Source organism: Apibacter mensalis, from assembly GCF_001418685.1.
Lineage (GTDB): Bacteria > Bacteroidota > Bacteroidia > Flavobacteriales > Weeksellaceae > Apibacter > Apibacter mensalis.
Map to the genome: position 1 here is coordinate 40,673 of NZ_LIVM01000010.1, position 25,586 is coordinate 66,258.

A 25,586-nucleotide genomic window follows, 5' to 3' on the forward strand; every position below is an offset into this window, starting at 1 on the left:
ATATTAACAGCTTTAATTATTATTTTTGAAACATGATTCCAGAAGAATTTTTTAACAATTTAGATCTATATAACTATTTATCGGGTCTTATATCAAAAAAAAAATTTGAAAAAATTGAAAATCTAGTTCATAATAGGACCAATTACATACTTCCTATACTAGAAGACCTATACCAATTTCGTAATGCCGGTGCAATAGTTAGAAGCATGGAAGCTTTTGGATTTCAATCGTTGATTGCTTTAGAAAATAGAAATGAATTTAAACCGGAAAGTACTGTGTCAAGAGGAGCTGATAAATGGATTGATATATCTTATAAGCCTTCCAACATAGAATCTTTGAAAGAGATTAAAGAAATGGGTTATCAGCTTGTAGCGGTTTCACCTGAAATAAATGCTATAGATATTTATGATTTTCATCTTACTAAACCAACAGCTTTAATCTTTGGAACAGAATTTAAAGGTATCAATGAAGAAACATTGAAATACGCTGATTCATGTATTAAAATACCCATGATGGGCTTCACTAAAAGTTTAAATGTTTCGGTTGCCGCTGGAATATGTTTTTATGAAATGAGAAAAAAATTAGAAGTAAGTAATTTAAATTGGCATTTAACCGAAATTCAAAAACTCAACTTGAAAATAAAATGGGCTATAAAATCTATAAGTTCAGGAGAAGAAATTGCTTTCCATTATGTTAAATCATTAAAAAAATGAATAAGATAACAATTATAATTTTAATTTTTATATACTGCACTTTTGCTCATGCTCAAAATATTGAAGAATCTTCTTATACTGAAAAAAATAAGGTCATGGAAGCTTTAAGTTTTTCTATCCCTATTTGCAATAAGGAGGTTCTAATAAAAACTTGGAGGAATTTTATTAAAAGACAGGGAGGTAAAGTGAAAGGTGGAGTTATTAATAAAATTTATGGAACTGATATTAAATTTTCTCCTAACGGAGAAAGTTGGATTGGAAATATTGCTTATGAATACATTGACGATAAAAATATGACTATATTCACGTCTTTTCATAATATGTCTCATACATTTATAAATTCAAAAGATTCTGAAAAAGAATTAGCGATACCAATTCTTCAAGATCTTGAATTAGATATACAAAAATCTTGTATCAACGATGATCTTACTTATGCTAAGAGTTACAGTATAAAACTTAATAAAGAAAAAATACGTAATTCTGATAAAATTTTATATTTACAGAAAATTATTCACGATGATTATATAAAAATTGATTTAAAAGCAAAAGAGAATCTTTCACAAAAGGAACAGGATCATATAAATAAAATTAAAGAAAAAATTATTTTAAATGAAGCTGAATTACAAACTTTAAAAAACCGTAATACAGAAATTGATAAGGAGCTTATTTCGCAAACTATAGTCGAAGAAAGTTTTGAAAATAAATTAAATATCTTAGGTGAAAAAGCTTATAATAAAGACCATCAAAGCAACTTATTTTCTGGAATTAAATTGGAAAACAATAATGAAGGTTTATTGAATAATACGCCTGATAATAATGAAAATTTAAATGAATCAAATCAAGAACAAGACATCAAATCTTTAAATTATTTTGATAATCATTAATTAATATTGTCGATATAATAATCGTGCTAAACTAATTTAAATACTTGTATATTATCCATTATTATTTATAAATTAATATGAAATTTGAAAAACTAAATCTTTTAGATCTAAATGAAGTTATATTTATAGAGAACATTTATACTAAATCTTTCCCTGTAGAAGAGAGAAGACCTACTGATAAAATGTTTAAAATTTACGAAGATTATAAAGATAAATTTAAAATATTGTTATGTATAAAAGACAATGAAAGAATAGGTTTTATTACTTACTGGAAGTTAAATAATTTTATATTTATTGAGCATTTTGCGATATCATCAGATTATAGGCGGCTCGGTTATGGAAGTAAGATTATGCAACTGTTTATTAAAAAAATTTCACTACCCATTGTTCTTGAAGTTGAACCACCTAGTTCTCACTGGGATGAGCGTCGAATTATTTTTTATGAGCGTTTAGGTTTTAAATTATGGAATACTATTGAATATATGCAACCTTCTTATCATCAAGATGGTAAAAGTTACCCTATGAAATTGATGTCTCTACGAGAAATAAATATTGATAAAGAATATCAAAATGTTATCAATTTAATACACTCCGAAGTATATCATGTTTAGATTTCTAATAATAAAAAGCCTACCTGTTTAAGATAGGCTTTTTAATTATATAATTCAAATTTTTTCTATGCATCAATGTTAGCATAAACAGCATTTTTTTCAATAAATTCTCTTCGTGGTGGAACATCATCACCCATTAACATGGAGAAAATTCGATCGGCTTCTGAAGCATTATTAATAGTCACTTGTCTTAAAGTTCTTTTTGCAGGATTCATTGTAGTATCCCAAAGCTGTTCTGCATTCATTTCGCCTAGACCTTTATATCTTTGAACGGTAAAACCTTTACCTTGAGCATTACCTAATTGTAAAGCTATCTCTTCTCTGTGCTTATCATCCCATGCATAATATTCTTTACTACCTTTTTTCAATAAATATAAAGGAGGAGTAGCAATATAAATATAACCTTTTTCAATCATTTCTTTCATATAACGGAAAAAGAACGTTAAAATTAAAGTAGTGATGTGAGAACCGTCCACATCCGCATCGGTCATAATTACTACTTTATGGTATCTGAGCTTAGAAAGGTTTAATTCTTTAGAATCTTCTTCTGTTCCCACAGAAACGCCTAAAGCTGTATAAATATTTTTTATTTCATCGCTTTCAAAAACTTTATAGCTAACAGCTTTTTCAACATTAAGAATTTTACCTCTCAATGGAAGGATTGCTTGAAAGTTTCTATCCCTTCCTTGTTTAGCAGTTCCACCTGCAGAATCTCCTTCGACAAGGAATAATTCACTTTCTTCTGCTTTACGAGAAGAACAATCAGCTAATTTTCCCGGTAAGCCACTTCCACCTAAAGGTGATTTTCTTTGTACTAATTCTCTTGCCTTTTTAGCCGCCTGACGTGCTTTAGCTGCAAGAAGAACTTTTTGAACAATTTGTTTCGCTTCATTAGGATGTTCTTCAAGATAATTGGTTAACATTTCTGAAACTATTTTATCAACAGCAGAGCTAACTTCTGAGTTACCTAATTTGGTTTTAGTTTGTCCTTCAAATTGAGGTTCCATAACTTTGACGGATACAACAGCAGTTAAACCCTCACGAAAATCGTCGCCGGTTATTTCAACCTTTTCTTTTGCTAGGTTAATATTTTCATCGGCATATTTTTTTAGGGTTCTGGTTAAAGCTCTTCTAAAGCCGGTTAAATGCGTGCCCCCTTCGTGGGTATTTATATTATTTACATAGGAATGAATATTTTCAGAATATGATGTATTGTATCTCATAGCCACTTCAACCGGAATCTCATCAATTTCTCCCTCCATATGAATAATTTCATCCATTAAGGGCTCTCTGTTCTCATCAATAAATTCGACAAACTCTTCTAATCCTCTTTCAGAATAAAATTTTTCTGTTATATTATTACCATTTTCATCGACTTCTCTTTCATCTGATAAAGTAATAGTTATCCCTTTATTCAGAAAAGAAAGCTCACGCAAACGAGTGGCTAAGGTATCATAATTAAAAACAGTTTCAGTAAAAATTGAGCGATCGGGAATGAATGTTACAGTGGTTCCCGTATGTGTTGAAACACCTACAATTTCAACCGAAGTTAAAGCAACACCTTTAGAATATTTTTGTTGATATTGTTTGCCATCCCTATTTACCGTAGCGATAAGTTCAGTGGATAAAGCATTTACACAGGATACTCCCACTCCATGCAATCCTCCAGAAACTTTATATGAATCTTTATCAAATTTTCCTCCGGCGCCAATTTTGGTCATTACCAATTCTAGTGCAGACAATCCCGTTTGTTTATTGGTATCTACAGGAATACCACGGCCATTATCTTTTACAGTAATAGAATTATCTTTTCCTATACTTACATGAATAGTATTACAATATCCGGCTAAGGCTTCATCAATAGAATTATCAACCACCTCATATACTAAATGATGTAATCCTCTTACTCCAACATCTCCAATATACATGGAGGGACGCATACGAACATGTTCAATCCCTTCAAGAGCTTGAATACTATCTGCAGTATATTTTTGTTCACTCATTTTTAATCGTTAATTTTTTTTTCAAGAAATGTTTACAAATATACGTATAAATATTGATATTTACCAGTTTTTACGATATTAGTACTCCCTTAAAACCAAATAAAAAAACAGATTCATATTAATAAATCTGTTTTTTTACTAGCTTATAATTTGATTAAATTTCTTTATAAGTATTGATCAATGATCCAAAATCTTTTACATTTAAAGATGCTCCACCAATTAACCCGCCGTCTACATCCGGTTTTGAAAAAATTTCTTTGGCATTATCCGGTTTAACACTTCCACCATAAAGTATTGATACCGAATCAGCCACTTCTTTTCCATATTTATCTGCAATTAAGGAACGGATATAAGCATGTATTTCTTGAGCTTGTTCCGGAGTAGCAGTCTCACCTGTACCTATAGCCCAAACCGGTTCATAGGCAATAACTACTTTAACTATTTCTTCTGCTGTTAGATTAAATAAAGCTATTTCAGTTTGTCTTTTTACTACTTCAAAATGTTTACCTGCTTTTCTTTCTTCTAATAGTTCTCCATTACAAAAAATAGGTGTTAATCCATTGTCTAAAGCTATTTTAACTTTAGCTCCAATTTGTTCATCAGTTTCCTTATGATATTGTCTTCTTTCTGAATGGCCAACGATTGAGCCGTCCACATGAATGGATGTAAGCATTTCGGCAGAAATCTCTCCTGTGTATGCTCCTGATCTATGTTCTGAAATATCTTCAGAATAAACCTGTAGATTTTTATGTTTGGCTTTTGCGTTTTCCAAGTATATAAAAGGTATGCCGACGATAACTTCACATTTAGGTGAATTTAATTGAATAAAAGAGTCTATTTCTGCTAATAATGTTTGTGCTTCTGGCAACGTTTTATTCATTTTCCAATTCCCTGCAACAATTTTTTTTCTCATATATATGTTTATATTACGTTTATAATTTTTCTATTTCATTTGCGGTAGGAAAATCATTACCGTTATATTTAGCAATGACTACTCCTCTTTTTAATACCATGAGTCCGGGATTACTTCTATTAATTGTTTTTAATGTTGTTTGATCTGTAATGCATGAAGATATAGGATTCAAAAATACTGGATCATTGGTTAGAATGGCAAATTTAAGTTTTTTCTCCTTTAATAGAAAAGTGATTTTTCTCAATTTAGCCCGTTCAATAATACTAAGTTTTTTTGAAAATGGTACTGTAATTATTACTATTTTATCTTGATCTAATATTTCTTGAGTAATATCATTTCCTAAACACTCAATTGAAAAATCATGAACAGAAGATAATTTTGCCTTTTTTATAATTTTAGTTGACGTATCGACAATTTTCCAGGTTAATGTATCTTTCCAAATTCCTGAACTAATATATTCATCAGAATTCATTTTTTTTATCTCATTAGTAGATAAATTCTTAAGCTTATAAATAATTATGTTTTGCTCCGGTTCTCCATCATTCATACCTTCTTTGAGATTTTTTCCAACAGCGTACGGTCTAAAATCTATAATTGGTAAATGAGCTATTCCTTGATAAACTGTCCATAAACATAATACTAAACCTATACTTATGATTATCCAATTAACTTTCAAAATAAATAAAGTATGTATGTATTTAAAACCATAAACTAAGAATAAAATCATAAATAAGAGAACAATATCTTTCCAAAACGAAGTCCAGGGAGATAATTTGATTGCATCTCCAAAACAACCACAATCGGTAACTTTATGGAAATAGGCAGAATAAAAAGTTAAAAAAGAAAAGAAAATTATTAATAATAATAATGAAGTTAGTATAAATTTTCTCCAAACTCCTAATAGAAGAAATATCCCTAGCATTACTTCAAGAATAACAAAAAAAATAGACAATGGAAGTGCTAAATTGTGTAAGAAGCTTATATTAAAAACGCTCTCACCAAAATATTCTTCTAATTTATATGAAAATCCAATAGGATCAATAGTTTTTACAAAACCGGAAATTATGAAAACTATTCCAACAACTACTCTAAAAAATTGAGTTAAAAATCTCATGAAACAATAATTATTTTTTTTCCTGATATAGAATTAAAGCAAAAACTGCATAATTTAAAATATCATAATAATTTGCGTCTAAACCTTCTGAAACTAAAGTTTTACCATCATTGTCTTCTATTTGTTTTATGCGTAACAATTTTTGCAAAATTAAATCCGTCATCGAACTTATCCTTATATCTCTCCAAGCCTCTCCATAATCATGATTTTTACGCATCATTAGGTTTTTAGCTTGACTAACCTTTTTATCGTATAGAGAAGCTGCTTCTTCTAAATTTAAATCCGGTTGTTCTGCAACACCATTTTCAAATTGAATTAAAGCTATGATTGAATAATTCACAATTGCCAAAAATTCTTCATCTATTCCTTCAGAAATTTTTTGATCTCCTTTTTCTTGAATAGTTCTGATTCGATTAGCTTTTATATATATCTGATCTGTTAATGAAGGTAATCGTAATATTCTCCAAGCCGATCCGTAATCAATCATTTTGTTTAAAAATAATTCCTTGCAAATTGAAATTATTAAATCAAATTGTTTTGAGGTTTTTTCCATTACTTACTTAATACATACAAATGTACTATTTAACTACATATTTTCCTAAAGGTATCTTATCTAAAGTATATAATATGATAATTGAGATAAGTAATGTACATAAAGTAGTTACGGGAATCGAAAATAAAGGGTTAAATGAATAAGCGCTTAAGCCCAATAGTTCCAGCAATGACATAATTAAAACATGTATTAAATAAATTCCGTAACTATATTCGCTTATGAAAGCTAAAATTTTACTTTTTTTGTTGAATACCGGAATCAAGAAAAAAAGTAAGAAAACAGAAAGGGCTTGAAATAAATCCCAAGGCTTATATTGTTCTATATAAATATTATTCGTTTTTGATGTTATATACGTATCAAAACAAATCCCTAAATATGATAGTAAATATATGGTTATACATACATACAGGTAATATTTAACATTATATTCATATTTTCTTCTCACTAAATAATATCCCAATACTAAATAGCCTAAGAATTCTGAATAAAGTTTAATATAATTAACTAAATAAACGCTACCAAAGAAGGTATAAAATATTAAAAATATTAAAAAACAAACTACTATGAAATATAATTGTTGTCTTGGATTACTATCTAAAACCCACTGATTAATAATAGGATATAATAGATAAATTCTTATAATCATGTAAATATACCACATATGATAACTAGCACCCGAAACTAATTCTAGATATGTGAAATCAATTACAAATTTAAATTCCAGATCCATATGATCTTTATAATGAATACCTACTATTTTAAAGAAAATATATATTAAGCTCCAAAACAAAAAAGGAATTAAAATTCTTGATAATTTTTTGGTAAAATGCTTAAAAGTGTATTGCTTTCCCAATGATAATAATCCAGTCATCATTACAAATACCGGTACACCAAACCTAGCTATGTTGATATAAAAGTTTGATATCCACCAATTTTTAATTGGAATATTTCCATAATGATGGCTCATTCTGGCAGCCACATGCAATAAAACAATCCCTATAGCCGAAATAGCCCTAAGATTATCTATCCATATGATATTATTTTTATTTGTAGATTTTTTCATTTAATCCAAGGCAAAAATAAGTTAATTTTAGTTACTATATCTTTTTATTTATAGTTATACACTATATCATGATAGTTTAATGATATGAAAGAATTTTATCATTTTATCGTTAGGTTTAAAAGCTGAATTAAAAATTTATTGGTCTATCATTTCAATAAATTGTTACAGATCTATTTTATTATATTAATTTAAAAAAATTAAATACAAATTTATAATAATGATATTAATTATTTATCAAATAAATAATATAGTATTGAGATTTTAAACTATAATAATATAAAAATTTAAAATATTACTTTAAGAATTAACTTTAATAACATTTAAATTTCAGTTGATTTTATTTGCTCAAGAAAATATATTCTTCCATATATAGTTTAATAAATAGATGTAAAATATAATTGTTGCAATTAAACTATATAACTATCTTAATAAAAATACATTATTTATTTTTTTAATTTTACAGCTTCAAATAGCATATATGACAATCAATATAAATGGAGATTTGATCGATTTTAAAGAACCTAAAATAATCGGAATACTTAATGTTACTCAAGATTCTTTTTATGATGGTGGAAAATATTCCACTATTGATAAAGCTTTAAAGCATACAGAAAAATTAATTGATGAAGGTGCTGATTTTATTGATATTGGTGGGCAATCGACGCGTCCGAACTCTCAATTATTATCTGATGAAATTGAATTAAATACGGTTATACCGGTAATTAAAGCGATAAAAAAAGAATTTCCTTTCGTGAAATTATCAATTGATACTTTTTGGTCTAAAGTTGCTTTAGAAAGTGTAAATGAAGGGGTTGGCATGATTAACGATATTTCGGGCGGAACTTTGGACAAAAAAATGTTTGAAACCATAGGAAAGCTTAAAGTTCCTTATGTCTTAATGCATATGAGAGGAACTCCACAAACCATGGGAAATTATACAGACTATGAAAACTTAATAATTGATATCAATTACTATTTTTCTAAAAAAATTAATGAGTTGAAAGAATTTGGGGTAAACGATATTTTGTTAGATCCCGGGTTTGGATTCAGTAAAACTTTAGAACAAAATTATAACTTACTAAAAAACATGGATAAGTTCAAGATATTTAATCTACCTTTATATATTGGAATATCAAGAAAGAGTATGATTTATAAATGCTTGGAAATTTCTGCTGATGATGCGTTAATAGGTACTTCTGCACTGAATTTATATGCATTGCAAAAAGGTGCTCAAATGTTGCGTGTACACGATGTAAAAGAAGCAAAACAAATGGTCAAACTATGGAAAATGTTAAATTAATTGTAAAATAGTTTTAAAAACTTAATTTTTCATATGAAAAATTCATCAGAAATAATTTTAGTAAGCATTTCAGGAGTTGATAAGCCAGGAATAACTACTGCAATAACTCAAATCTTAGGAAAATATAATGCAAAAATACTTGACATTGGTCAAGCCAATATTCATCATTCACTTTCACTAGCCATAATCTTTATGTCTGAAAATGGCAGCTCCGGAAATATTTTAAAAGATATATTATTGAAGGCCAATACATTGGAGATTAATGTTAGGTTTTCTGCCCTAACTAAAGAAGAATACAGTAATTGGGTAAAAGTCCAAGGTAAAAATAGATATATAATTAATATTCTCGGTAAAGAAATCAGTGCACAACAAATTTCGAAAGTATCAAAAGTCTTACTGGATTTTAAACTTAATATTGAACGGATTATACGTCTAACTCAACGTATTCCCTTAGATCGAAATATAGATCGAACCTGTTTTGAATTTGCTGTGAGGGGTAATATATTTAATATAAAAGAAATACAAAATAAATTCTTATCCTTATCATCCGATTTAAATATTGATATTGCTTTACAGGAAGAGAACAGATATAGAAGGATGAGACGTTTAATTTGCTTTGACATGGACTCTACCTTAATTCAAACAGAAGTTATTGATGAGCTTGCAATTAAAGCGGGTGTAGGTAGTGAAGTAAAGGCAATAACTGAATCAGCTATGAATGGAGAAATAGATTTTTCTGAAAGTTTTAAAAAAAGAATTAAGTTATTAAAAGGCTTGGATGAAATCGTTTTAAGAGAAATAGCGGATAATTTACCTATTACTGAAGGCCTTGAAAGATTAATGGGAGTCCTTAAAAAAAGTGGATTTAAAACGGCTATCATTTCCGGTGGATTTACCTATTTCGGAGATTATCTTAAGGAAAAATTCGGATTTGATTATGTATTTGCTAATAAATTGGAAATCATAGATGGAAAATTAACAGGTAATTACATAGGAGACATTGTAGATGGAAAGAAAAAAGCTGAATATTTAAAATTAATTTCAACTTTTGAAAATATAGATATACAACAAACTGTTGCAGTAGGCGACGGTGCCAATGATTTGCCTATGCTATCCATAGCAGGACTAGGAATTGCATTTCATGCAAAGCCAACAGTTAAACAAAATGCAAATCATTCCTTATCTACTATAGGATTAGATGGAATTTTATATTTCTTAGGTTATAAAGATTCTTCTGAAGATATTGAAATGACAACTATATCCTAAAACCAGAATTAACTCTAAGGCTTAATAAAATCAGTTTGTTTTGTATTTACTTACTGTAAAAATTATTTGATTCTTTAAAATGAATTGGCTGCAATAGCAGATCGTACCCGTACATTTCCTAAAGAATCAAGTTTTTCAAGATATACTTCCTCTAGTTGGTTAATAAGTTTTGGATTGTAGGGTTGACAAACACGTACGTAGTTTTCGGTATATCCGTACATCATTCCATTTTTGTTCTCATGCTCCCAAAGAACTTTTTTAATTTTTCCCAACTGGGATTCGTAAAATGCGTATCGTTTTTTTTCTGATAGAATTTTCAACATCTTGTTTCTTTTCTTTCTTTCAGAATAAGAAACTGTATCTCCCATAAGAATAGCTTCTGTATTATCCCTCTCCGAATAAGTAAAAACATGAAAATAGCTGACAGGCAGTTTATGTAAAAAATTATAAGTCTCCAAAAACTTTTCTTCTGTTTCTCCCGGAAAACCAACAATTACATCTACTCCTATACAAGCATCATCTAGTACCGAATGTATTTTATAAATTCTTTCACTGTATAAATGCGTCAAATATCTACGCTTCATTTTCTTCAACAAATCATCGCTTCCGGATTGTAAAGGAATATGAAAATGAGGAACAAAAATATTTGAATCAGCTACATATTCAATAATTTCATCTTTAAGCAAATTCGGTTCAATCGAAGAAATTCGTATTCGCTCAATAGCATCTACCTTATCTAAACTTTGAATTAACTCTAAAAATGTATGTTGGTGTTTTTTATTGCCAAACTCCCCTTTTCCGTAATCGCCTATATTAACTCCTGTTAGTACAATCTCTTTAATTCCTTTTTTAGAAATTTCTTCCGCTTGTTTTATAATATTACCAAGCTCTGCAGATCGTGAAATACCTCTTGCTAAAGGAATTGTACAATAAGTACACTTATAATCACAACCATCTTGAACTTTTAAAAATGCGCGGGTTCTGTCTCCAATAGAATAAGAACCGACAAAAAAATCTGCTTGATCTATTTCACAAGAATGAACTTTTACACCTGAATCTTTTTTAAGGTCCATGATATACTTATGTATATTAAATTTTTCCTTAGCTCCCAATATTAAATCCACTCCATCAATCTTACTAATTTCATCCGGTTTTAATTGAGCATAACAACCAATTATACAAATTAGCGCATCAGGATTTAAATTCAATGCTCTTTTAACTATAGTTTTACATTCCTTATCTGCATTATCGGTTACAGAACAAGTATTGATAATATAAACATCTGCCGTTTCATTAAAAGATACCTTTACAAATCCTTCCTCAGTTAATTGTCTGGCAATGGTAGAGGTTTCAGCAAAATTTAATTTACATCCTATGGTATGAAAAGCTACTGATTTACTGATTTCTTTTAGCATAATGCAAAATTACATATTTAATTTATTTACTGAAATTAATATAATTAGTATTAAATGAACTTTATGATTTTATTAAAAATTCCCCAATTAAAAAATAATCAGGGAATTAAATAAATTCAAATATTTTTCTAATTGTTAAATATAGTTCTTCCGTTTAATGGTTGAAGAGGCCTGTTATTCGTTTTAGGTAAATGATATTTTATTTCATCGATTTCATCTTCACTCATAGTGATCGGGTTTTTAAAAACTATCCATGTAACATTTTCTGCACATGGAGGCGTTGTTAAAGATCCCAAATAGGTAAAATAGGATTTATCTTTAGGATATAAATTTTCAGGATTGAATTTTATAATTGTTTTAATTTTTCCTACTCCTTTTAACGTTTTGAAAATTTCGAGTTTTTCAAAATATGAATTTAGATTTCCTTCTTTTACTAACACACCAATAACCAACACAGAACCATCATTTGCTTTATGTACAAAATGTAATTCAAGCGGATATCTTACTCTATCAATAGTATGTTCAGATTCTTCATGAGCATGAAATTGTACCAAAGTATAAACTTTATTATTATACGTAATGGTGCTTCCGGATTTAAAATCAAATTGAAGAGAATGTCCATTATCTTCTATATCCTCAATTTCACCTGTTCCGTAATTAAATAGTATAGGGGGTAAATCTTTTTTATACTTCGATTTTGAAATGTTAATTGGTGATTGATATTTACCGATACCACATTGTTTGCCTTCTTCCAATTCTCCCCAATGTTCCGGAGATGATTCTCCCTCATACCCCCAATGATGATTTTGAGAATAGCTCATGGTTGCAACCAATATACTTAAAAATAAACATGCTTTTTTCATTGTTTTTATTAATTATAATTTAATACAAAATTATCTATCTATCAAACAATATAAATGTTAAATTTTTGTTAATTAAAAAAATTGGGCTATTTTTTATAAAGTAATAATTATAAATAATAATTTATTAATTTACGATCATCCGAGCTAAACTTACAGTTATTTTTTTAATTAAAATTTCATTCATGGCTAAATCTATTGATTTAAGACCTTAAAACCTAACACCAATAAGAATTCGTTTAGTTTTTTTGCTTTTTACTTTTCACTAGTGATATGTTTTACAGCTGATGCAGTTAAATCTTAAGATTTAAAAAATTATTAAAATTAAAAGAAGTTTTCTCGGGAAATATACTAGTAATGCTTCCGGATAAGACAAATTTTAAGGATGAGCTTATCTGGGTTTTTAATATCTTAAATAAGTAGTACAAAAATTTAAAGGCTTCCTTATCTTGCTATACGTTAAGTTTAATATTAATCGGATATTTTATATATAGGATTTTTATTAAGTCTCTCTAATTATAGGTTATATGTCAGATTTTCATTTGTATCGATATTAGGGATTTCCATCATTTTACTCTCATCTAATTTAAAAGTTATCAAATAATAAAATTTTAATTTGTTAATTTATATAAAATATATAAATTTTATACTAAATTAATTACAATTGAATTGAAAGATTTTATTTTTTATACTTTTGAATTGTATAAATGAATAAAGCTAGGTAATATCTAGTTTTTAATCCTAATAGTAAAAAAATATAAATTATATAAGGCTTTTTAAAATATTTTCTTACAAAGATTTCCATTGCATTAAAAAAATTCTTGTAATAAAGTTTATCTTTATTAGTTGCCGCCCCTTTATAATGGATAATGGAAGTTTTTCCGTAATAATAGTTTTTATAACCGCTTTTTAAAATAGTATAGCTTAAATCTATATCTTCACCATACATAAAATAAGATTCATCAAAGCCTCCTACTTCTGTATATATTTTTTTGGTAGTAAGGAGAAAACATCCTGTTAAAACCTCAACTTTACCTATCTCGAATTCTCCAAGAATGGTATTGTAATATCCTGATAATTGTCTATTTTTTTTTAATGAAACTATTTGAGAAAATAATTTATTAAATGCATTCTTAGGATTGGGCAAATTTCTTTTGGATTCAGGACGATAATTATTATCAATATCAACTATTCTGACCCCTAAGGCTCCGAAATTTTTTGCACTTTGTGCAAAAGGTATAATTTTTTCAAAAATATCCGGGGGGATTATGGTATCCGGGTTTAATATAAGAGTATATTCTCCTGAAGATTGCATAACTCCTATATTATTTGCTTTAGAAAAACCTAAATTAGTGGTATTTTGAATCCATTTTACCTGAGGAAATAATTCAGATATCAATTCTTGACTGCCATCTAAAGAATTATTATCAACTACAATAATTTCAGCATCAATATTTTTAATTGCATATAAACAACTTTGTATACAATCTTTCAAAAATTTTTTTACCTTATAATTAACAACAATTATGGAAAGTTGTTTCATTAAATTTTATTTATGACCTTGATCGTAAGGAACTCTATTTTGTAAAGAACGTATCAAAGTTAATTCATCTGTATATTCAAGTTCGTCTCCCACTCCAATACCTCTGGCAATGGTTGTAAATGTTATTTGTGTATCATTCAAAACTTTATATAAATAAAACATAGTAGTATCTCCTTCAATGGTTGCGCTTAAAGCAAATATAATTTCATCTATATTTTGCTCTTTGACTCTCTCTACTAACGGATTAATACACAAATCGGTCACGCTAACTCCTTCCATAGGAGAAATTCTTCCACCCAATACATGATATTTTCCGTTATATTGTTGGGTGCTTTCTATTGCCATTACATCTCTTAAATCTTCAACGACGCATATAATTTTTTCATTACGATACGGATTTGCACAAATTGTGCAAATCTCTGTATCAGATAGATTATTACATTTTTTGCAATGTTTTATTTCATGAACCAACTGTATAATAGATTTCGATAAATTATCTGCCTGAGTTTTAGGTACATCTAATAAATGCAGTGCTAAACGAAGAGCAGTTCTTTTTCCAATACCCGGAAGTTGTGAGATTTCTTCTACTGCTTTTTCTAAAATTTTGCTGGGATAATTCATACTATGATAGATGAATAATATAAATTAATGACGATCTAAGGATGACAAATATTTTTCTGCATCTAATGCAGCCATACATCCGGCGCCTGCTGCTGTTATAGCTTGTCTATATTTTTTATCAGCAACATCTCCAGCGGCAAATACTCCCGGTATATTCGTTTCCGTGCTAAAAGGCTTAATATTCAAATATCCGGTTTCATCCATGTCTAATTTACCCTTAAAAATCTCAGTATTAGGCTTATGACCAATAGCTATAAATATACCGTCTACTTCCAAAACTTTTTCTTCATTCGTTTGGTTATCTACCACAATCGCTTGGGAAACTAAATTATTCTCTCCCTTTAAGTCTTTTAATTCTGTATTATACATTAAAACAATATTGCTTGTTAGGTCTATGCGTTCCTGCATAATTTTAGATGCTTTGAGATAATCTTTACGCACGACCATAAATACTGTTTTACATATTTTAGCTAAATAAGTTGCTTCTTCTACTGCTGTATCTCCTCCTCCTACAACCACCACATTTTTTCCTCTGTAAAAAAAGCCATCACAGGTAGCACAAGCTGATACCCCTCCGCCTCTGTAAGTTTTTTCAAAATCTTTTCCTAAATATTTGGCACTGGCACCCGTAGAGATAATAATTGTCTTAGCTTGATATTCTCTTCCCGATATAGTCTTTACTAAATGTATATCACCTATATTTTTTCCTAATTCAACCTCTGACACTGTATCCATAATAACCTGTGTACCAAATTTTTCGGCCTGCTTTTGTAACTGTACCATCATTTCGGGTCCGGTAATACCATCAGGATAGCCGGGGAAATTTTCTACTTCAGTGGTAGTTGTCAACTGCCCTCCTAATTCAAGTCCGGTAATAATAAGCGGATTCATACCTGCTCTAGCTGAATAAATGGCTGCAGTAAATCCTGAAGGACCGGAACCAATAATAATAACCTCTACTATATTTTTGTTTTCAATCATCTTTATCATATATAAATAATTCGGTAAAGTTACTAAATTTATCTTTGAGGCTGTGTGTAGGATTATTTAAACTACATATTAAATTATTTTTTTTAAACTCTTGTCGGTTATATTACTTTAATTAATTAATCTTTTCGAAGACATAAAATAATGCGAAAAATCACATATTCATACCGAATTCGGTTTATTATGATTTAAGCAAATGAATCTAATTTTTTACCATTTAAAATAGTCCATTCGTCTAATTTAAAATCAGCTTGAATACCTACTTTAGGAAATTTAATAGTTGATTCCGCCATACATATACATCTTCCTTCTGCATCTATTTCTTCGTGTCCATTAATAAATGATAGGTCGCCAATATCCTCAATTTTAGCAATAAATGATATTTCATTCTCACCCGTATTAATTTTTTCAACATATTGAATTGCAATATCAACTGTTTCCGTTTTTTCTTCATGTATCCGTACATTTCGATAAATTATATCGTAAAATGATGAAGAATTAGTAGGGATTTTCTCATATAATTCATACCCGGTTTGCCATTCATTTTTAACAGATGCATAATATAGTGCTGCAATCAACGATAAGGTAAAATATCTTCGAGTTTTTTGACGGTAATAATCTTTGGGATAATGACCTCCTTCAAATAGTATAGTAGGAATACCTAATTTTTGAAAATTATCACCAACAGACCTCGGATAAAATTCATCAGAAAATCTTGATATTTTATTGGGTAAAAGCTTTGAAACTTCTTTGTATATATCAACTATTAATCCCATTGATTTTTTTCGGGTTTCGGTTATTTCTCTTTCTACGGATACTGATGGAGATAAAAAGGCCAATGTAGCCGGTTCTTTTTTTCCTTCTATTCCAAATATAGTCCTTTGATCATGTAAATTAAATGCCAAATCATAATGTTTTTCACCGGCAGTTTTTTTCAATAATTGCATTTCAATTGAAGAAGCTGATAAAAAATCACGATTTATATCGATGCCTAGTATATTTCTTCGTGTCCAAATTTCAGCTCCATCCGGATTTAACATGAAAATAATATCTAATGTAAACTTATTGAGAATTGCGTGAGATAATTTTTTTTCATTTTCAAAAAATTTAAGCAAATCTAGACAGCTTAACGTACCCGTCGTTTCGTTTCCATGCATCTGTGTCCAGATTAATACATTTTTATTACCCTTACCAATGGTCAATTTATATATAGGCCTATTTAACTCTGATCTTCCAATTTCTTTAAGTAAACTTTTATAACTACTTATTAAAAACTCAGAAAGATGAATAGGATTTACATATCTATTTTTAAAATTTTCTTCAATATTTAAATTTTCATCTAATTCAAAGATTTTAAACTCTGTGTGCATATCTATATTTTTTCACAAAGATATTCAAATATTGATAGTCTTTCTTTATTTACATTTGTAATTTACATTTGTGAAATAATATTATTTTATATCTCATTTGTTCCAATATTTTTCACATGCAAATAAAATTATTTGTCTTTATTTTTTATTTTTTAATTATTATATATTTATTTTTCAGTGTTTTATATATATTTATTTAATCATTTAATTAAAGTTCACTTTAAGTTATTTTAATGTTGTATTCGTAATTATATTTAGTAACTTTGTACTTATTATCTTGTTTCACATTTGTAAACAATTAACATTTGTAAATTATGGGAATTGATAAAAGAATCTCTACCCTTATAGAAATTTTAGGATTAACATCCGGGGAATTTGCTGATAAGATAAATGTCCAAAGATCCAGCATATCACATATAACTTCAGCTCGAAATAAACCTTCCTTAGATTTTCTAGAACGTACACTATCTGTTTTTCCTGAAATAAATTCTGAATGGCTTATTTTAGGAAAAGGAAAGCCTTTGAAGTCTCAATCAGAAGATATAAAAAAGGCTCATTTAGATTTAGGCGATAAGACAATACAAAAACAACTATCTCCTTCATTATTTGATTTAGATGAAGTGGATAATGAAGAAGTAAATAGATTAAATACTAATAATTTTGGAACTGCTCAAATGTCTGAAAATAGTATAAAAGAAAATTCCCAAACAGAAGATCAACTAATCAAAAATTCACTCCTTAATAAAAAGGAAAATAAGAAGAAAAAAATAGCGAAAATTTTAATAATATATGAAGATAATACGTTTGAAGCATTTGAAAATTAATTTCTATAGGGAAAAAGTAGTAAACAAAAAAAGAGGAAAAATTTAATTTTCCTCTTTTATTTTAAAATGAATACAAAAAGTAATATTATTTAACCCTTGCATCCTTTATTCTTGCTTTTTTACCACGCAGATCTCTAAAATAGTAAATTCTTGCTCTACGTACTTTTCCTCTTCTGTTAACTTCAATATTTTGAAGTGCCGGCATGTTAATAGGAAAAACTCTTTCAACACCTACATCACCGCTCATTTTTCTGATAGTAAATGTTTTGGTTGCACCGGTTCCTTTTACTTGAATAACTACTCCTTTAAAATGCTGAGTTCTTGTTTTATTACCTTCTTTAATTTCGTAATAAACGGTAAGAGTATCCCCGGATCCAAACTTAGGAAACTCTTTTTTTGCAATGTACTTATCCTGTACGTACTTAATTAATGGTTCCATTTAAAAAATATAACAATTAAAAATTAAATAACATTCACGTCTTTCGTCAGAGGTTAATCAATTGAATGCAAAATTAAAAATTCTTATTTAATTCTACAAATACTATAATAAATTTTAAAAAGCTATTGAAATAGTAAGAAATTTTATTTCAATTAGTTTAACAATTTAATAAAAAAATTCAGCTTTTCTTCTTCTATTTGTGTTTACCACATATAAAAGAAAAAGTTTATTAAATATACAGTGTAAAAATCTAAAAAATTATTTGATAAGAAAATAGTTTATACATTAAAGCGAAAATGTATAATATCTCCGTCATTAACTATATATTCTTTACCTTCAACATATAATTTTCCGGCTTCTTTTGCCTTAGCTTCAGATCCATAGGTTACAAAATCTTCATAAGAGATAACTTCCGCTCTAATAAATCCTTTTTCAAAATCTGTATGTATAACACCGGCTGCTTGAGGAGCTGTCCATCCTTTTTCAATAGTCCAAGCTCTTACTTCCTTAACACCTGCGGTAAAATAGGTTTGTAAATTTAGGAGTTTATATGCTTGACGTATCAAACGATTTACACCCGGTTCCTTTAAATTTAATTCTTCTAAAAATATCTGACGTTCTTCATAGGTTTCCAATTCTGAAATATCTGCCTCAATTTGAGCTGCTAATACTATAACTTCTGCTTTTTCATCTTTAACCTTTTCTTTTACTTTTTCTACATATTCGTTACCCTCTTTTGCAGATTTTTCATCTACATTACACACATACATGATAGGTTTAAAAGTCAAAAGTTGTAATTCTGCAATAATTGGCTCTGTAATAGTATCTGTTTCAAATTCCCGTGCATTTTTACCTTCTTCAATAAAAGCTCTTAACTTTTCTAAAACAGATACAATTTGCTGTTCTTCCTTATTTCCGGCTTTAGCTGCTCTTTTCGATTTGTCCAATTTCTTTTCAATCGTTTCTAAATCTTTAAGTTGCAGCTCGATATCAATAATATCTTTATCTCTAACCGGATCTATAGTTCCTTCAACATGAGTTATATTATCATTTTTAAAACAACGCAGCACATGTATAATAGCATGGGTTTCTCTAATATTAGCTAAAAATTGATTTCCCAATCCTTCTCCTTTACTGGCTCCTTTTACTAAACCGGCAATATCTACTATTTCCACTACGGCTGGAACTACCCTTTCAGGGACTACTAATGCCTCAAGTTTATTTAACCTCAGGTCGGGCACTGAAACTGTACCCACATTCGGTTCAATAGTACAGAATGGATAATTAGCAGATTGTGCTTTTGCGTTAGATAAACAATTAAACAAGGTAGATTTCCCAACATTGGGTAAACCAACGATTCCACATTTCATACTTGAAAAATTTGTGACAAATATATAAAATTATAATTTAGCTTTATGACAGGTTTAGTAAATCAAGATAAATATATATGAAAAGATATTTTTAATTTAAACGAAGCCATAATTAAAATTTTCGTATTTCATATAACGATCCATTTACTATATTAGTATATTTTTTTAATTCAATTCATTAAGGTTTAATTATATAATTTTATAGACTTTTAAAAAATATAAATATTTATATTTTTTTACCTTAAAATCATCTCTACCAATTCTTGAGAAATGGTTCGGCCTTTATCTTTATTATAAAATCCTTGAATATCTTTTGCAAAATCGTCATGGGTATAATTTTCAGGATCTGTTTTGTATTTTTTTAGAAATGGTGCACAAGGTTTAGGCCGAGGTCCCCAATGAGTAATTTCCTTGGAGGTTTCTGCATCTATAAAAATTACAATAGGTATAGCCTTACCTCCATTAGTTAAGTAATGATTAATCAATAATTCATCTTGATCTCTAAAAAAAATTCTCATTTCCAACTTTTCAGAAACTTCAGAAATTTTATTTATCACAGGCACTATCTGTGCTGCATCTCCGCACCAGCCTTCAGATATAACTAAAATATGTATTCTATGAGAAATTTTCTTCAAGCTTGAAATAATTGATTCCTCCAACACTATCGATTTATCATTCCGATTAATTCGACTTAAGTTTAAACGTGTATATTCGGCTAATTTCTTAATATCTGCGTTTTCAGAAAGTATTCCTTCTTTAGCTTGTATTTCTATAATATCTTTATATTCATCGTAAGACACCCCTTTGTCCCAATAGTTTTCTAATTTTATTGAATTAACCATTTCTTACTTATTACATTTTATTATATTCGACTTTAGTTATAATTTTTGTAGACTTAAATCGCTTTATAAATTTTTAATAGTATGCGTTTTTAAATTCATAATCTTATATTATCTGTTCATTTATATCTTTTGAAAATAAAATTATGTGACTTCATCGATAACTAAATGAAAGATATTTTCAAATAATATTTACTGACCGGTAATGAATAATTATTTTAAATATTATTTACACTATATTCTAAAGATAGAAATTAAATTTTTCTAGCCTTATTCATTAACCAAAAATCCGCCAGAACGAAAGCAGCAATTGCTTCTACAATAGGTACTGCTCTGGGAAGTACACAAGGATCATGCCTTCCCTTACCTTTAATAGTACTCACATTTCCTTTTTCGTCAATAGTTTGTTGTTCTTTCATTATGGTGGCAACCGGCTTAAAAGCCACTTTAAATACAATATCCATTCCATTAGATATTCCCCCTTGTACACCACCCGAATTATTAGTAAGTGTTTTTCCTCCCTGTATAAAAATATCATTATGTTCAGAACCTTTTAATTGCGTACCTGCAAAGCCGCTGCCTATTTCAAATCCTTTAGCAGCATTAATACTCATCATGCCTTGAGCCAACCTTGCAGATAATTTATCAAAAATTGGTTCTCCTAAACCTACCGGTACGTTTTTGATGATGCAGGTAATGATTCCTCCAATAGTATCTCCATCTTTTTTGATTTCAGCTATTTTCTGAATCATTTGTTCAGCAGTTTTTGGATCAGGGCATCTAACTATATTAGATTCCGTTAAGTTTAAATCCAGCTCATTTATATTTTTTTGCAGGGTAATTTCACCTATGGAAGAAACAAAAGCATGAAAGCGTATGGAAGAAATTAATTGCTTTGCTAGAGCTCCGGCAACAACCCAGTTAACCGTTTCTCTTGCCGATGTTCTTCCCCCGCCTCGATAATCTCTGATTCCATATTTTTGAAAATAAGTAAAATCTGCATGAGACGGTCTGAAAACTCCTGTGTTATGATCGTAATCCTTGGATTTTTGATTGGTATTTTTTATAATAAATCCAATAGATTGTCCTGTTGTTTTCCCATCAAATATACCGGAAATAAATTCTACCTTATCTTCTTCTTTACGTTGAGTTACAATTCTGGACTGCCCGGGTTTCCTACGATCCAAATCTTTTTGTATTTCATCAAAATTAACGGACAATCCTGCAGGAAAACCATCAATTATACCTCCAAGTGCAAGCCCGTGACTTTCACCAAAGGTAGTTAGCTTAATAAATTTACCAAATTCGTTGAACATATTCTTACAAATGTAAAAAATAAAGTAAATTTTTACCTAGCATTATTTACAAAAACAGAAAACCTAAATTAGATTTTCTGTTTATTTTTATTAATAATATCAATTTCCAATTTGCTAAATTAAGGATTTTATATGTTTGATATTGCTTTGAATTGTATTAACAACTTCTTTAATGTTTCCGCCCAACATCATCTTAGTCATAGAAGTAGTCATTCCTTTAATTTGACTCCACTCAATTTTAGGTGGTAAGGCGAGTGAATTAGGGTCTGTCATTATGTTAACTAACACAGGGCCTTCTGTTGAAAATGCTTCTTGTACCGCTCCTTCAACCTCTTCCGGCTTACTTACATGTATACCTTTAAAGCCCATAGCCATAGCAATCATTGCAAAATCAGGATTTATCATATCTGTTTCATTATCCGGTATACCATCTACTTCCATTTCAAGTTTTACCATCCCTAATGATCGATTATTAAATACAAATAATTTGATCGGTAACTTATATTGATATATAGTTGCCAAATCTCCTAATAACATGGAAATACCACCATCTCCGCAAAAAGCTATAATCTGACTGTCAGGTTGCGATAAAGACGCACCTATAGCCATAGGCATTGCATTGGCCATTGTTCCATGACTAAAAGACCCTAACATTTTCCTAGCTCCTGTTGCGTGGATATAGCGAGCACCCCATACACAGCACATACCCGTATCTACCGTAAATATTGCATCTTTGGTTGCTAATTTATTGATAACTGATGCAACATATTCTGGATGTATCAGATTTTCTTTTCCCGGATCATTAACATATATATTTAAATCTTCTTTTACTTTTTCATATTTTTTCAGCTGTTTTTTAAGAAAGGAATCCTCTTGCTTTTCTTCAATCAAAGGTAATAATACCGGCAGAGTATCTTCAATTTTTCCGCACAGTCCCATATCTACTTTAGCCCTTCTTCCTAAACGGTCTGCTCTTTCATCAATCTGAATTATTTTTTTGTTGGAAGGCATAAAATTAGAATAAGGAAAATCAGTACCTAAAAGTAGTACAACATCTGCTTCATGCATACTTTGAAATGCTGAAGGTAAGCCTAGTAATCCTGTCATTCCTACTTCATAAGGATTTTCATACTGTATACCCATTTTTCCTCTAAAAGAATATCCTACGGGAGCTTTTAATCTTCCGGCAAGTTCTATCAGATCGTCATGTGCCTTAGAAGCACCAATACCGCAATAGATGGAAATCTTATCACTGGCGTTAAGAATATCAGCAAGAGATTGTATCTCTTGGTCGGAGGGTCTTAGAATGGGATTGTTTTGATAAATTTTTAAAGAACTTAATATGTCCTCGGCAGGCTTTGATTCCAAATCACCGGGTAAACCCAATATGGAAACACCTTTTTTGGATATAGCATTTTGAATCGCTCTTTGCAGCATTCTGGGGGCTTGTTCAGGCAAAGTTGCAATTTGGTTGTATACACTGCAATCATCAAAAAGTTTGATAATATTGGTCTCCTGAAAATAATCAGTACCAAATTCTCTTGTTCCACAAGTAGAAGCAATGGCTATAACAGGTACATTTGCTCTATTTGCTTCATACAGACCATTAATTAAATGTATATGTCCGGGACCGGAACTACCGGCACAACAAGCAATGCCTTCCAATTCAGCTTCGGCAGCGGCAGCAAAGGCTCCGACTTCTTCATTCCTAACATGGATCCATTGGATTGTACCCTTTTTTTTAATGGCCCTGTTAAGCTCATTTAAGCTATCGCCTGTTACAGCATAAATTCTTTTTATACCGGCATCAGCTAATATTTCAACTAATTGATCTGCTACTTTTTTTTCCATTATAATTTTTATATTTATAAAATATATTTAACTGCTCAAAATTTGTTCCAGGTAAATATTTTTCATTAATATTTTTAAAAATTATTATTTATCTAAAGCATCCACAAATAGTTATAAATTTATCCTAATTTAAAATTCATATTTAAACTGCTGCAGCATTCGAATATCATTTTCTGTAAACATACGAATATCTCCAATTTGGTACATAAGCATAACTATTCTTTCAATACCCATTCCAAATGCAAAGCCACTGTATTTTTCAGGATTAATGTTAACATTTTTTAAAACATTGGGATCTACCATTCCACATCCTAAAATTTCTAACCAACCGGTTCCTTTAGTAATGCGATAATCGGTTTCGGTTTCCAATCCCCAATAAACATCTACTTCTGCACTGGGTTCTGTAAATGGAAAATAAGAAGGTCTCATACGTATTTCAGATTTACCGAATAATTCTGAAGTAAAATATTGTAGAGTTTGTTTTAAATCTGCAAAAGAAACATCCGTATCAATATACAGTCCCTCTATTTGATGGAACATACAATGAGACCGAGACGAAATATCTTCGTTTCTATAAACTCGTCCCGGAGACAATATTCGGATTGGAGGCTCATTTTGCTTCATATATCTTATCTGTACAGAAGAAGTATGTGTTCTTAATACCATATCCGGATTTTTCTCAATAAAAAATGTATCTTGCATATCCCTGGCCGGGTGATATTCAGACATGTTTAAAGCTGTAAAATTATGCCAATCATCTTCTATTTCAAGACCGTCAGCAACAGAAAATCCTATTTTTTTAAATATGTTGATTATCTTATGCTTTACAATATTGATGGGATGCCTGCTTCCTAAATTCAATGCAAGTCCGGGACGAGTTAAATCCTCTTCTATATCAGATTGAATAGAATCGCTAACATTTTCTTTTAAAAAATTAATCTTTTGGGTAACCGATTGTTTTAAATTATTAATTAATTGACCAAATTCTTTTTTGTTCTCATTAGGAACTTCTTTGAATTTCTGAAACAAATCATTCAAAATCCCTTTTTTTCCTAAGTATTTGATTCTAAACTGTTCAACATCTTCAGCCTTCTGAGAAGTAAATAATTCAACTTCTTCTAAATATTTTTTGATAGTATTAATCATTAGTTATCTTTAATATTTTCTATTTTATAAAGATTTTTATCTTTTTGCAAAAATAATAAAACAAAAATACTATTATTAATTTAAATAAAAGATTTCATAAATAATTTCATATCAATTTTCCAGAGGATGTACCAAATAAAAAGCCTCCTTTTATAGAGGCCAAGTTTTTTGAAGAAATAAAAACTAAATAAACATTAAAATAATGCCATTTTTTAATATAAACTATTTTAGTGTGTTTGTAATCATTTATTTATATACAAACACCATACCATTTATCTTATTATATTAGATTTTATTATTTTTAATTTTTAAAAATAATTTAATTAAAACATCAATTACACTTCGTTTATTAAAATTATATAACAATAGAATAATTTTGTAGAATTACAATAATATATCCCATCATAATCATATCTATTTTACCAAATTTTAAATTTTTAGAGTTAATAATACATAAAAATTTATTTTTCCATATAATTTTATAATTAAGATATATATTTAATTGAAAAAAATTATCATATAAAATAAAATTTATCACTATAGCTATATACAATATAAATTTGTAATATGTGAACTACGAATTAC

Annotated in this window: 23 protein-coding genes; 6 read left to right on the top strand and 17 right to left on the bottom strand. The window is 29.0% G+C overall.

The window, feature by feature from the left end; genetic code table 11:
• Nucleotides 1–32: 32 nt before the first annotated feature.
• From ASC36_RS07790 to ASC36_RS07800, 3 genes are all read left to right on the top strand, one after another.
• Nucleotides 33–713, top strand: a complete 681-nt coding sequence (locus tag ASC36_RS07790) for a TrmH family RNA methyltransferase (protein WP_055425935.1) — start codon at nt 33–35, stop codon at nt 711–713.
• Nucleotides 710–1,597 carry a hypothetical protein gene (locus tag ASC36_RS07795; protein ID WP_055425936.1) on the top strand — a complete coding sequence of 296 codons (888 nt, stop codon included), beginning with the start codon at nt 710–712 and terminating at the stop codon, nt 1,595–1,597. The genes ASC36_RS07790 and ASC36_RS07795 overlap by 4 nt, the downstream gene beginning before the upstream one ends.
• Before the next feature lie 77 nt (nt 1,598–1,674).
• Complete coding sequence (locus tag ASC36_RS07800; RefSeq protein ID WP_055425937.1) at nt 1,675–2,208, top strand: GNAT family N-acetyltransferase; 534 nt, start codon at nt 1,675–1,677, stop codon at nt 2,206–2,208.
• Between the two features lie 65 nt (nt 2,209–2,273).
• Here ASC36_RS07800 and gyrB read toward each other — a convergent pair whose 3' ends face one another.
• From gyrB to ASC36_RS07825, 5 genes are all read right to left on the bottom strand, one after another.
• The gene (gene gyrB / locus ASC36_RS07805; protein WP_055425938.1) at nt 2,274–4,211 is read right to left on the bottom strand and encodes a DNA topoisomerase (ATP-hydrolyzing) subunit B; all 1,938 of its coding nucleotides are present in this window, start codon (nt 4,209–4,211) and stop codon (nt 2,274–2,276) included.
• A 154-nt stretch (nt 4,212–4,365) separates the two neighbouring features.
• A complete protein-coding gene (gene tpiA, locus ASC36_RS07810) occupies nt 4,366–5,124 on the bottom strand; it encodes a triose-phosphate isomerase (protein ID WP_055425939.1) in 759 nt (252 codons plus the stop codon).
• 19 nt (nt 5,125–5,143) lie between these two features.
• Nucleotides 5,144–6,238, bottom strand: a complete 1,095-nt coding sequence (locus ASC36_RS07815; RefSeq protein WP_055425940.1) for a BT_3928 family protein — start codon at nt 6,236–6,238, stop codon at nt 5,144–5,146.
• 10 nt (nt 6,239–6,248) lie between these two features.
• Nucleotides 6,249–6,791 carry a DUF1599 domain-containing protein gene (locus ASC36_RS07820; protein ID WP_055425941.1) on the bottom strand — a complete coding sequence of 181 codons (543 nt, stop codon included), beginning with the start codon at nt 6,789–6,791 and terminating at the stop codon, nt 6,249–6,251.
• A 25-nt stretch (nt 6,792–6,816) separates the two neighbouring features.
• Entirely contained in the window at nt 6,817–7,854 is a 1,038-nt protein-coding gene (locus ASC36_RS07825) for an acyltransferase (RefSeq protein ID WP_055425942.1), read from the bottom strand.
• Between the two features lie 478 nt (nt 7,855–8,332).
• Here ASC36_RS07825 and folP point away from each other — a divergent pair, with 478 nt between their 5' ends.
• Nucleotides 8,333–9,154: a dihydropteroate synthase gene (gene folP, locus ASC36_RS07830; RefSeq protein WP_055425943.1), complete on the top strand. Its 822-nt coding sequence runs from the start codon at nt 8,333–8,335 to the stop codon at nt 9,152–9,154.
• Nucleotides 9,155–9,187: 33 nt separating this feature from the next.
• Nucleotides 9,188–10,420, top strand: a complete 1,233-nt coding sequence (serB, locus tag ASC36_RS07835) for a phosphoserine phosphatase SerB (RefSeq protein ID WP_055425944.1) — start codon at nt 9,188–9,190, stop codon at nt 10,418–10,420.
• Nucleotides 10,421–10,494: 74 nt separating this feature from the next.
• Here serB and mtaB read toward each other — a convergent pair whose 3' ends face one another.
• From mtaB to ASC36_RS07865, 6 genes are all read right to left on the bottom strand, one after another.
• A complete protein-coding gene (gene mtaB / locus ASC36_RS07840; RefSeq protein ID WP_055425945.1) occupies nt 10,495–11,835 on the bottom strand; it encodes a tRNA (N(6)-L-threonylcarbamoyladenosine(37)-C(2))-methylthiotransferase MtaB in 1,341 nt (446 codons plus the stop codon).
• 128 nt (nt 11,836–11,963) lie between these two features.
• On the bottom strand, nt 11,964–12,698 hold the full coding sequence (locus tag ASC36_RS07845) for a carbonic anhydrase (RefSeq protein ID WP_055425946.1): 735 nt from the start codon (nt 12,696–12,698) through the stop codon (nt 11,964–11,966).
• Nucleotides 12,699–13,374: 676 nt separating this feature from the next.
• Nucleotides 13,375–14,238 carry a glycosyltransferase family 2 protein gene (locus tag ASC36_RS07850; RefSeq protein ID WP_055425947.1) on the bottom strand — a complete coding sequence of 288 codons (864 nt, stop codon included), beginning with the start codon at nt 14,236–14,238 and terminating at the stop codon, nt 13,375–13,377.
• A gap of 6 nt (nt 14,239–14,244) precedes the next feature.
• A complete protein-coding gene (recR, locus tag ASC36_RS07855) occupies nt 14,245–14,859 on the bottom strand; it encodes a recombination mediator RecR (protein ID WP_055425948.1) in 615 nt (204 codons plus the stop codon).
• 24 nt (nt 14,860–14,883) lie between these two features.
• Nucleotides 14,884–15,840: a thioredoxin-disulfide reductase gene (gene trxB / locus ASC36_RS07860; RefSeq protein ID WP_055425949.1), complete on the bottom strand. Its 957-nt coding sequence runs from the start codon at nt 15,838–15,840 to the stop codon at nt 14,884–14,886.
• A 194-nt stretch (nt 15,841–16,034) separates the two neighbouring features.
• The gene (locus ASC36_RS07865) at nt 16,035–17,216 is read right to left on the bottom strand and encodes a M14 family zinc carboxypeptidase (RefSeq protein ID WP_055425950.1); all 1,182 of its coding nucleotides are present in this window, start codon (nt 17,214–17,216) and stop codon (nt 16,035–16,037) included.
• Between the two features lie 314 nt (nt 17,217–17,530).
• Between ASC36_RS07865 and ASC36_RS07870 the strand changes: the two genes are divergently transcribed.
• On the top strand, nt 17,531–18,040 hold the full coding sequence (locus tag ASC36_RS07870) for a helix-turn-helix domain-containing protein (protein ID WP_055425951.1): 510 nt from the start codon (nt 17,531–17,533) through the stop codon (nt 18,038–18,040).
• A gap of 85 nt (nt 18,041–18,125) precedes the next feature.
• On the opposite strand, the gene rplS is transcribed toward ASC36_RS07870, so the two are convergent.
• The 6 genes from rplS to pheS form a co-directional block, all read right to left on the bottom strand.
• Nucleotides 18,126–18,479 carry a 50S ribosomal protein L19 gene (gene rplS, locus ASC36_RS07875; RefSeq protein ID WP_055425952.1) on the bottom strand — a complete coding sequence of 118 codons (354 nt, stop codon included), beginning with the start codon at nt 18,477–18,479 and terminating at the stop codon, nt 18,126–18,128.
• Between the two features lie 278 nt (nt 18,480–18,757).
• On the bottom strand, nt 18,758–19,849 hold the full coding sequence (gene ychF, locus ASC36_RS07880; RefSeq protein ID WP_055425953.1) for a redox-regulated ATPase YchF: 1,092 nt from the start codon (nt 19,847–19,849) through the stop codon (nt 18,758–18,760).
• A gap of 236 nt (nt 19,850–20,085) precedes the next feature.
• Nucleotides 20,086–20,691 carry a thioredoxin family protein gene (locus tag ASC36_RS07885; RefSeq protein ID WP_055425954.1) on the bottom strand — a complete coding sequence of 202 codons (606 nt, stop codon included), beginning with the start codon at nt 20,689–20,691 and terminating at the stop codon, nt 20,086–20,088.
• A gap of 251 nt (nt 20,692–20,942) precedes the next feature.
• Nucleotides 20,943–22,004, bottom strand: a complete 1,062-nt coding sequence (aroC, locus tag ASC36_RS07890) for a chorismate synthase (protein ID WP_055425955.1) — start codon at nt 22,002–22,004, stop codon at nt 20,943–20,945.
• Between the two features lie 114 nt (nt 22,005–22,118).
• Nucleotides 22,119–23,855 carry a thiamine pyrophosphate-dependent enzyme gene (locus tag ASC36_RS07895; RefSeq protein WP_055425956.1) on the bottom strand — a complete coding sequence of 579 codons (1,737 nt, stop codon included), beginning with the start codon at nt 23,853–23,855 and terminating at the stop codon, nt 22,119–22,121.
• Nucleotides 23,856–23,984: 129 nt separating this feature from the next.
• A complete protein-coding gene (gene pheS / locus ASC36_RS07900) occupies nt 23,985–25,001 on the bottom strand; it encodes a phenylalanine--tRNA ligase subunit alpha (protein WP_055425957.1) in 1,017 nt (338 codons plus the stop codon).
• Nucleotides 25,002–25,586: the final 585 nt, after the last annotated feature.

Excerpts from the sequence above, each read along its gene's own strand:
- ASC36_RS07790 (WP_055425935.1), top strand. The coding sequence starts at position 33 with ATGATTCCAGAAGAATTTTTTAACAATTTAGATCTATATAACTATTTA.
- ASC36_RS07795 (WP_055425936.1), top strand. The coding sequence starts at position 710 with ATGAATAAGATAACAATTATAATTTTAATTTTTATATACTGCACTTTT.
- ASC36_RS07800 (WP_055425937.1), top strand. The coding sequence starts at position 1,675 with ATGAAATTTGAAAAACTAAATCTTTTAGATCTAAATGAAGTTATATTT.
- gyrB (WP_055425938.1), bottom strand. The coding sequence starts at position 4,211 with ATGAGTGAACAAAAATATACTGCAGATAGTATTCAAGCTCTTGAAGGG.
- tpiA (WP_055425939.1), bottom strand. The coding sequence starts at position 5,124 with ATGAGAAAAAAAATTGTTGCAGGGAATTGGAAAATGAATAAAACGTTG.
- ASC36_RS07815 (WP_055425940.1), bottom strand. The coding sequence starts at position 6,238 with ATGAGATTTTTAACTCAATTTTTTAGAGTAGTTGTTGGAATAGTTTTC.
- ASC36_RS07820 (WP_055425941.1), bottom strand. The coding sequence starts at position 6,791 with ATGGAAAAAACCTCAAAACAATTTGATTTAATAATTTCAATTTGCAAG.
- ASC36_RS07825 (WP_055425942.1), bottom strand. The coding sequence starts at position 7,854 with ATGAAAAAATCTACAAATAAAAATAATATCATATGGATAGATAATCTT.
- folP (WP_055425943.1), top strand. The coding sequence starts at position 8,333 with ATGACAATCAATATAAATGGAGATTTGATCGATTTTAAAGAACCTAAA.
- serB (WP_055425944.1), top strand. The coding sequence starts at position 9,188 with ATGAAAAATTCATCAGAAATAATTTTAGTAAGCATTTCAGGAGTTGAT.
- mtaB (WP_055425945.1), bottom strand. The coding sequence starts at position 11,835 with ATGCTAAAAGAAATCAGTAAATCAGTAGCTTTTCATACCATAGGATGT.
- ASC36_RS07845 (WP_055425946.1), bottom strand. The coding sequence starts at position 12,698 with ATGAAAAAAGCATGTTTATTTTTAAGTATATTGGTTGCAACCATGAGC.
- ASC36_RS07850 (WP_055425947.1), bottom strand. The coding sequence starts at position 14,238 with ATGAAACAACTTTCCATAATTGTTGTTAATTATAAGGTAAAAAAATTT.
- recR (WP_055425948.1), bottom strand. The coding sequence starts at position 14,859 with ATGAATTATCCCAGCAAAATTTTAGAAAAAGCAGTAGAAGAAATCTCA.
- trxB (WP_055425949.1), bottom strand. The coding sequence starts at position 15,840 with ATGATTGAAAACAAAAATATAGTAGAGGTTATTATTATTGGTTCCGGT.
- ASC36_RS07865 (WP_055425950.1), bottom strand. The coding sequence starts at position 17,216 with ATGCACACAGAGTTTAAAATCTTTGAATTAGATGAAAATTTAAATATT.
- ASC36_RS07870 (WP_055425951.1), top strand. The coding sequence starts at position 17,531 with ATGGGAATTGATAAAAGAATCTCTACCCTTATAGAAATTTTAGGATTA.
- rplS (WP_055425952.1), bottom strand. The coding sequence starts at position 18,479 with ATGGAACCATTAATTAAGTACGTACAGGATAAGTACATTGCAAAAAAA.
- ychF (WP_055425953.1), bottom strand. The coding sequence starts at position 19,849 with ATGAAATGTGGAATCGTTGGTTTACCCAATGTTGGGAAATCTACCTTG.
- ASC36_RS07885 (WP_055425954.1), bottom strand. The coding sequence starts at position 20,691 with ATGGTTAATTCAATAAAATTAGAAAACTATTGGGACAAAGGGGTGTCT.
- aroC (WP_055425955.1), bottom strand. The coding sequence starts at position 22,004 with ATGTTCAACGAATTTGGTAAATTTATTAAGCTAACTACCTTTGGTGAA.
- ASC36_RS07895 (WP_055425956.1), bottom strand. The coding sequence starts at position 23,855 with ATGGAAAAAAAAGTAGCAGATCAATTAGTTGAAATATTAGCTGATGCC.
- pheS (WP_055425957.1), bottom strand. The coding sequence starts at position 25,001 with ATGATTAATACTATCAAAAAATATTTAGAAGAAGTTGAATTATTTACT.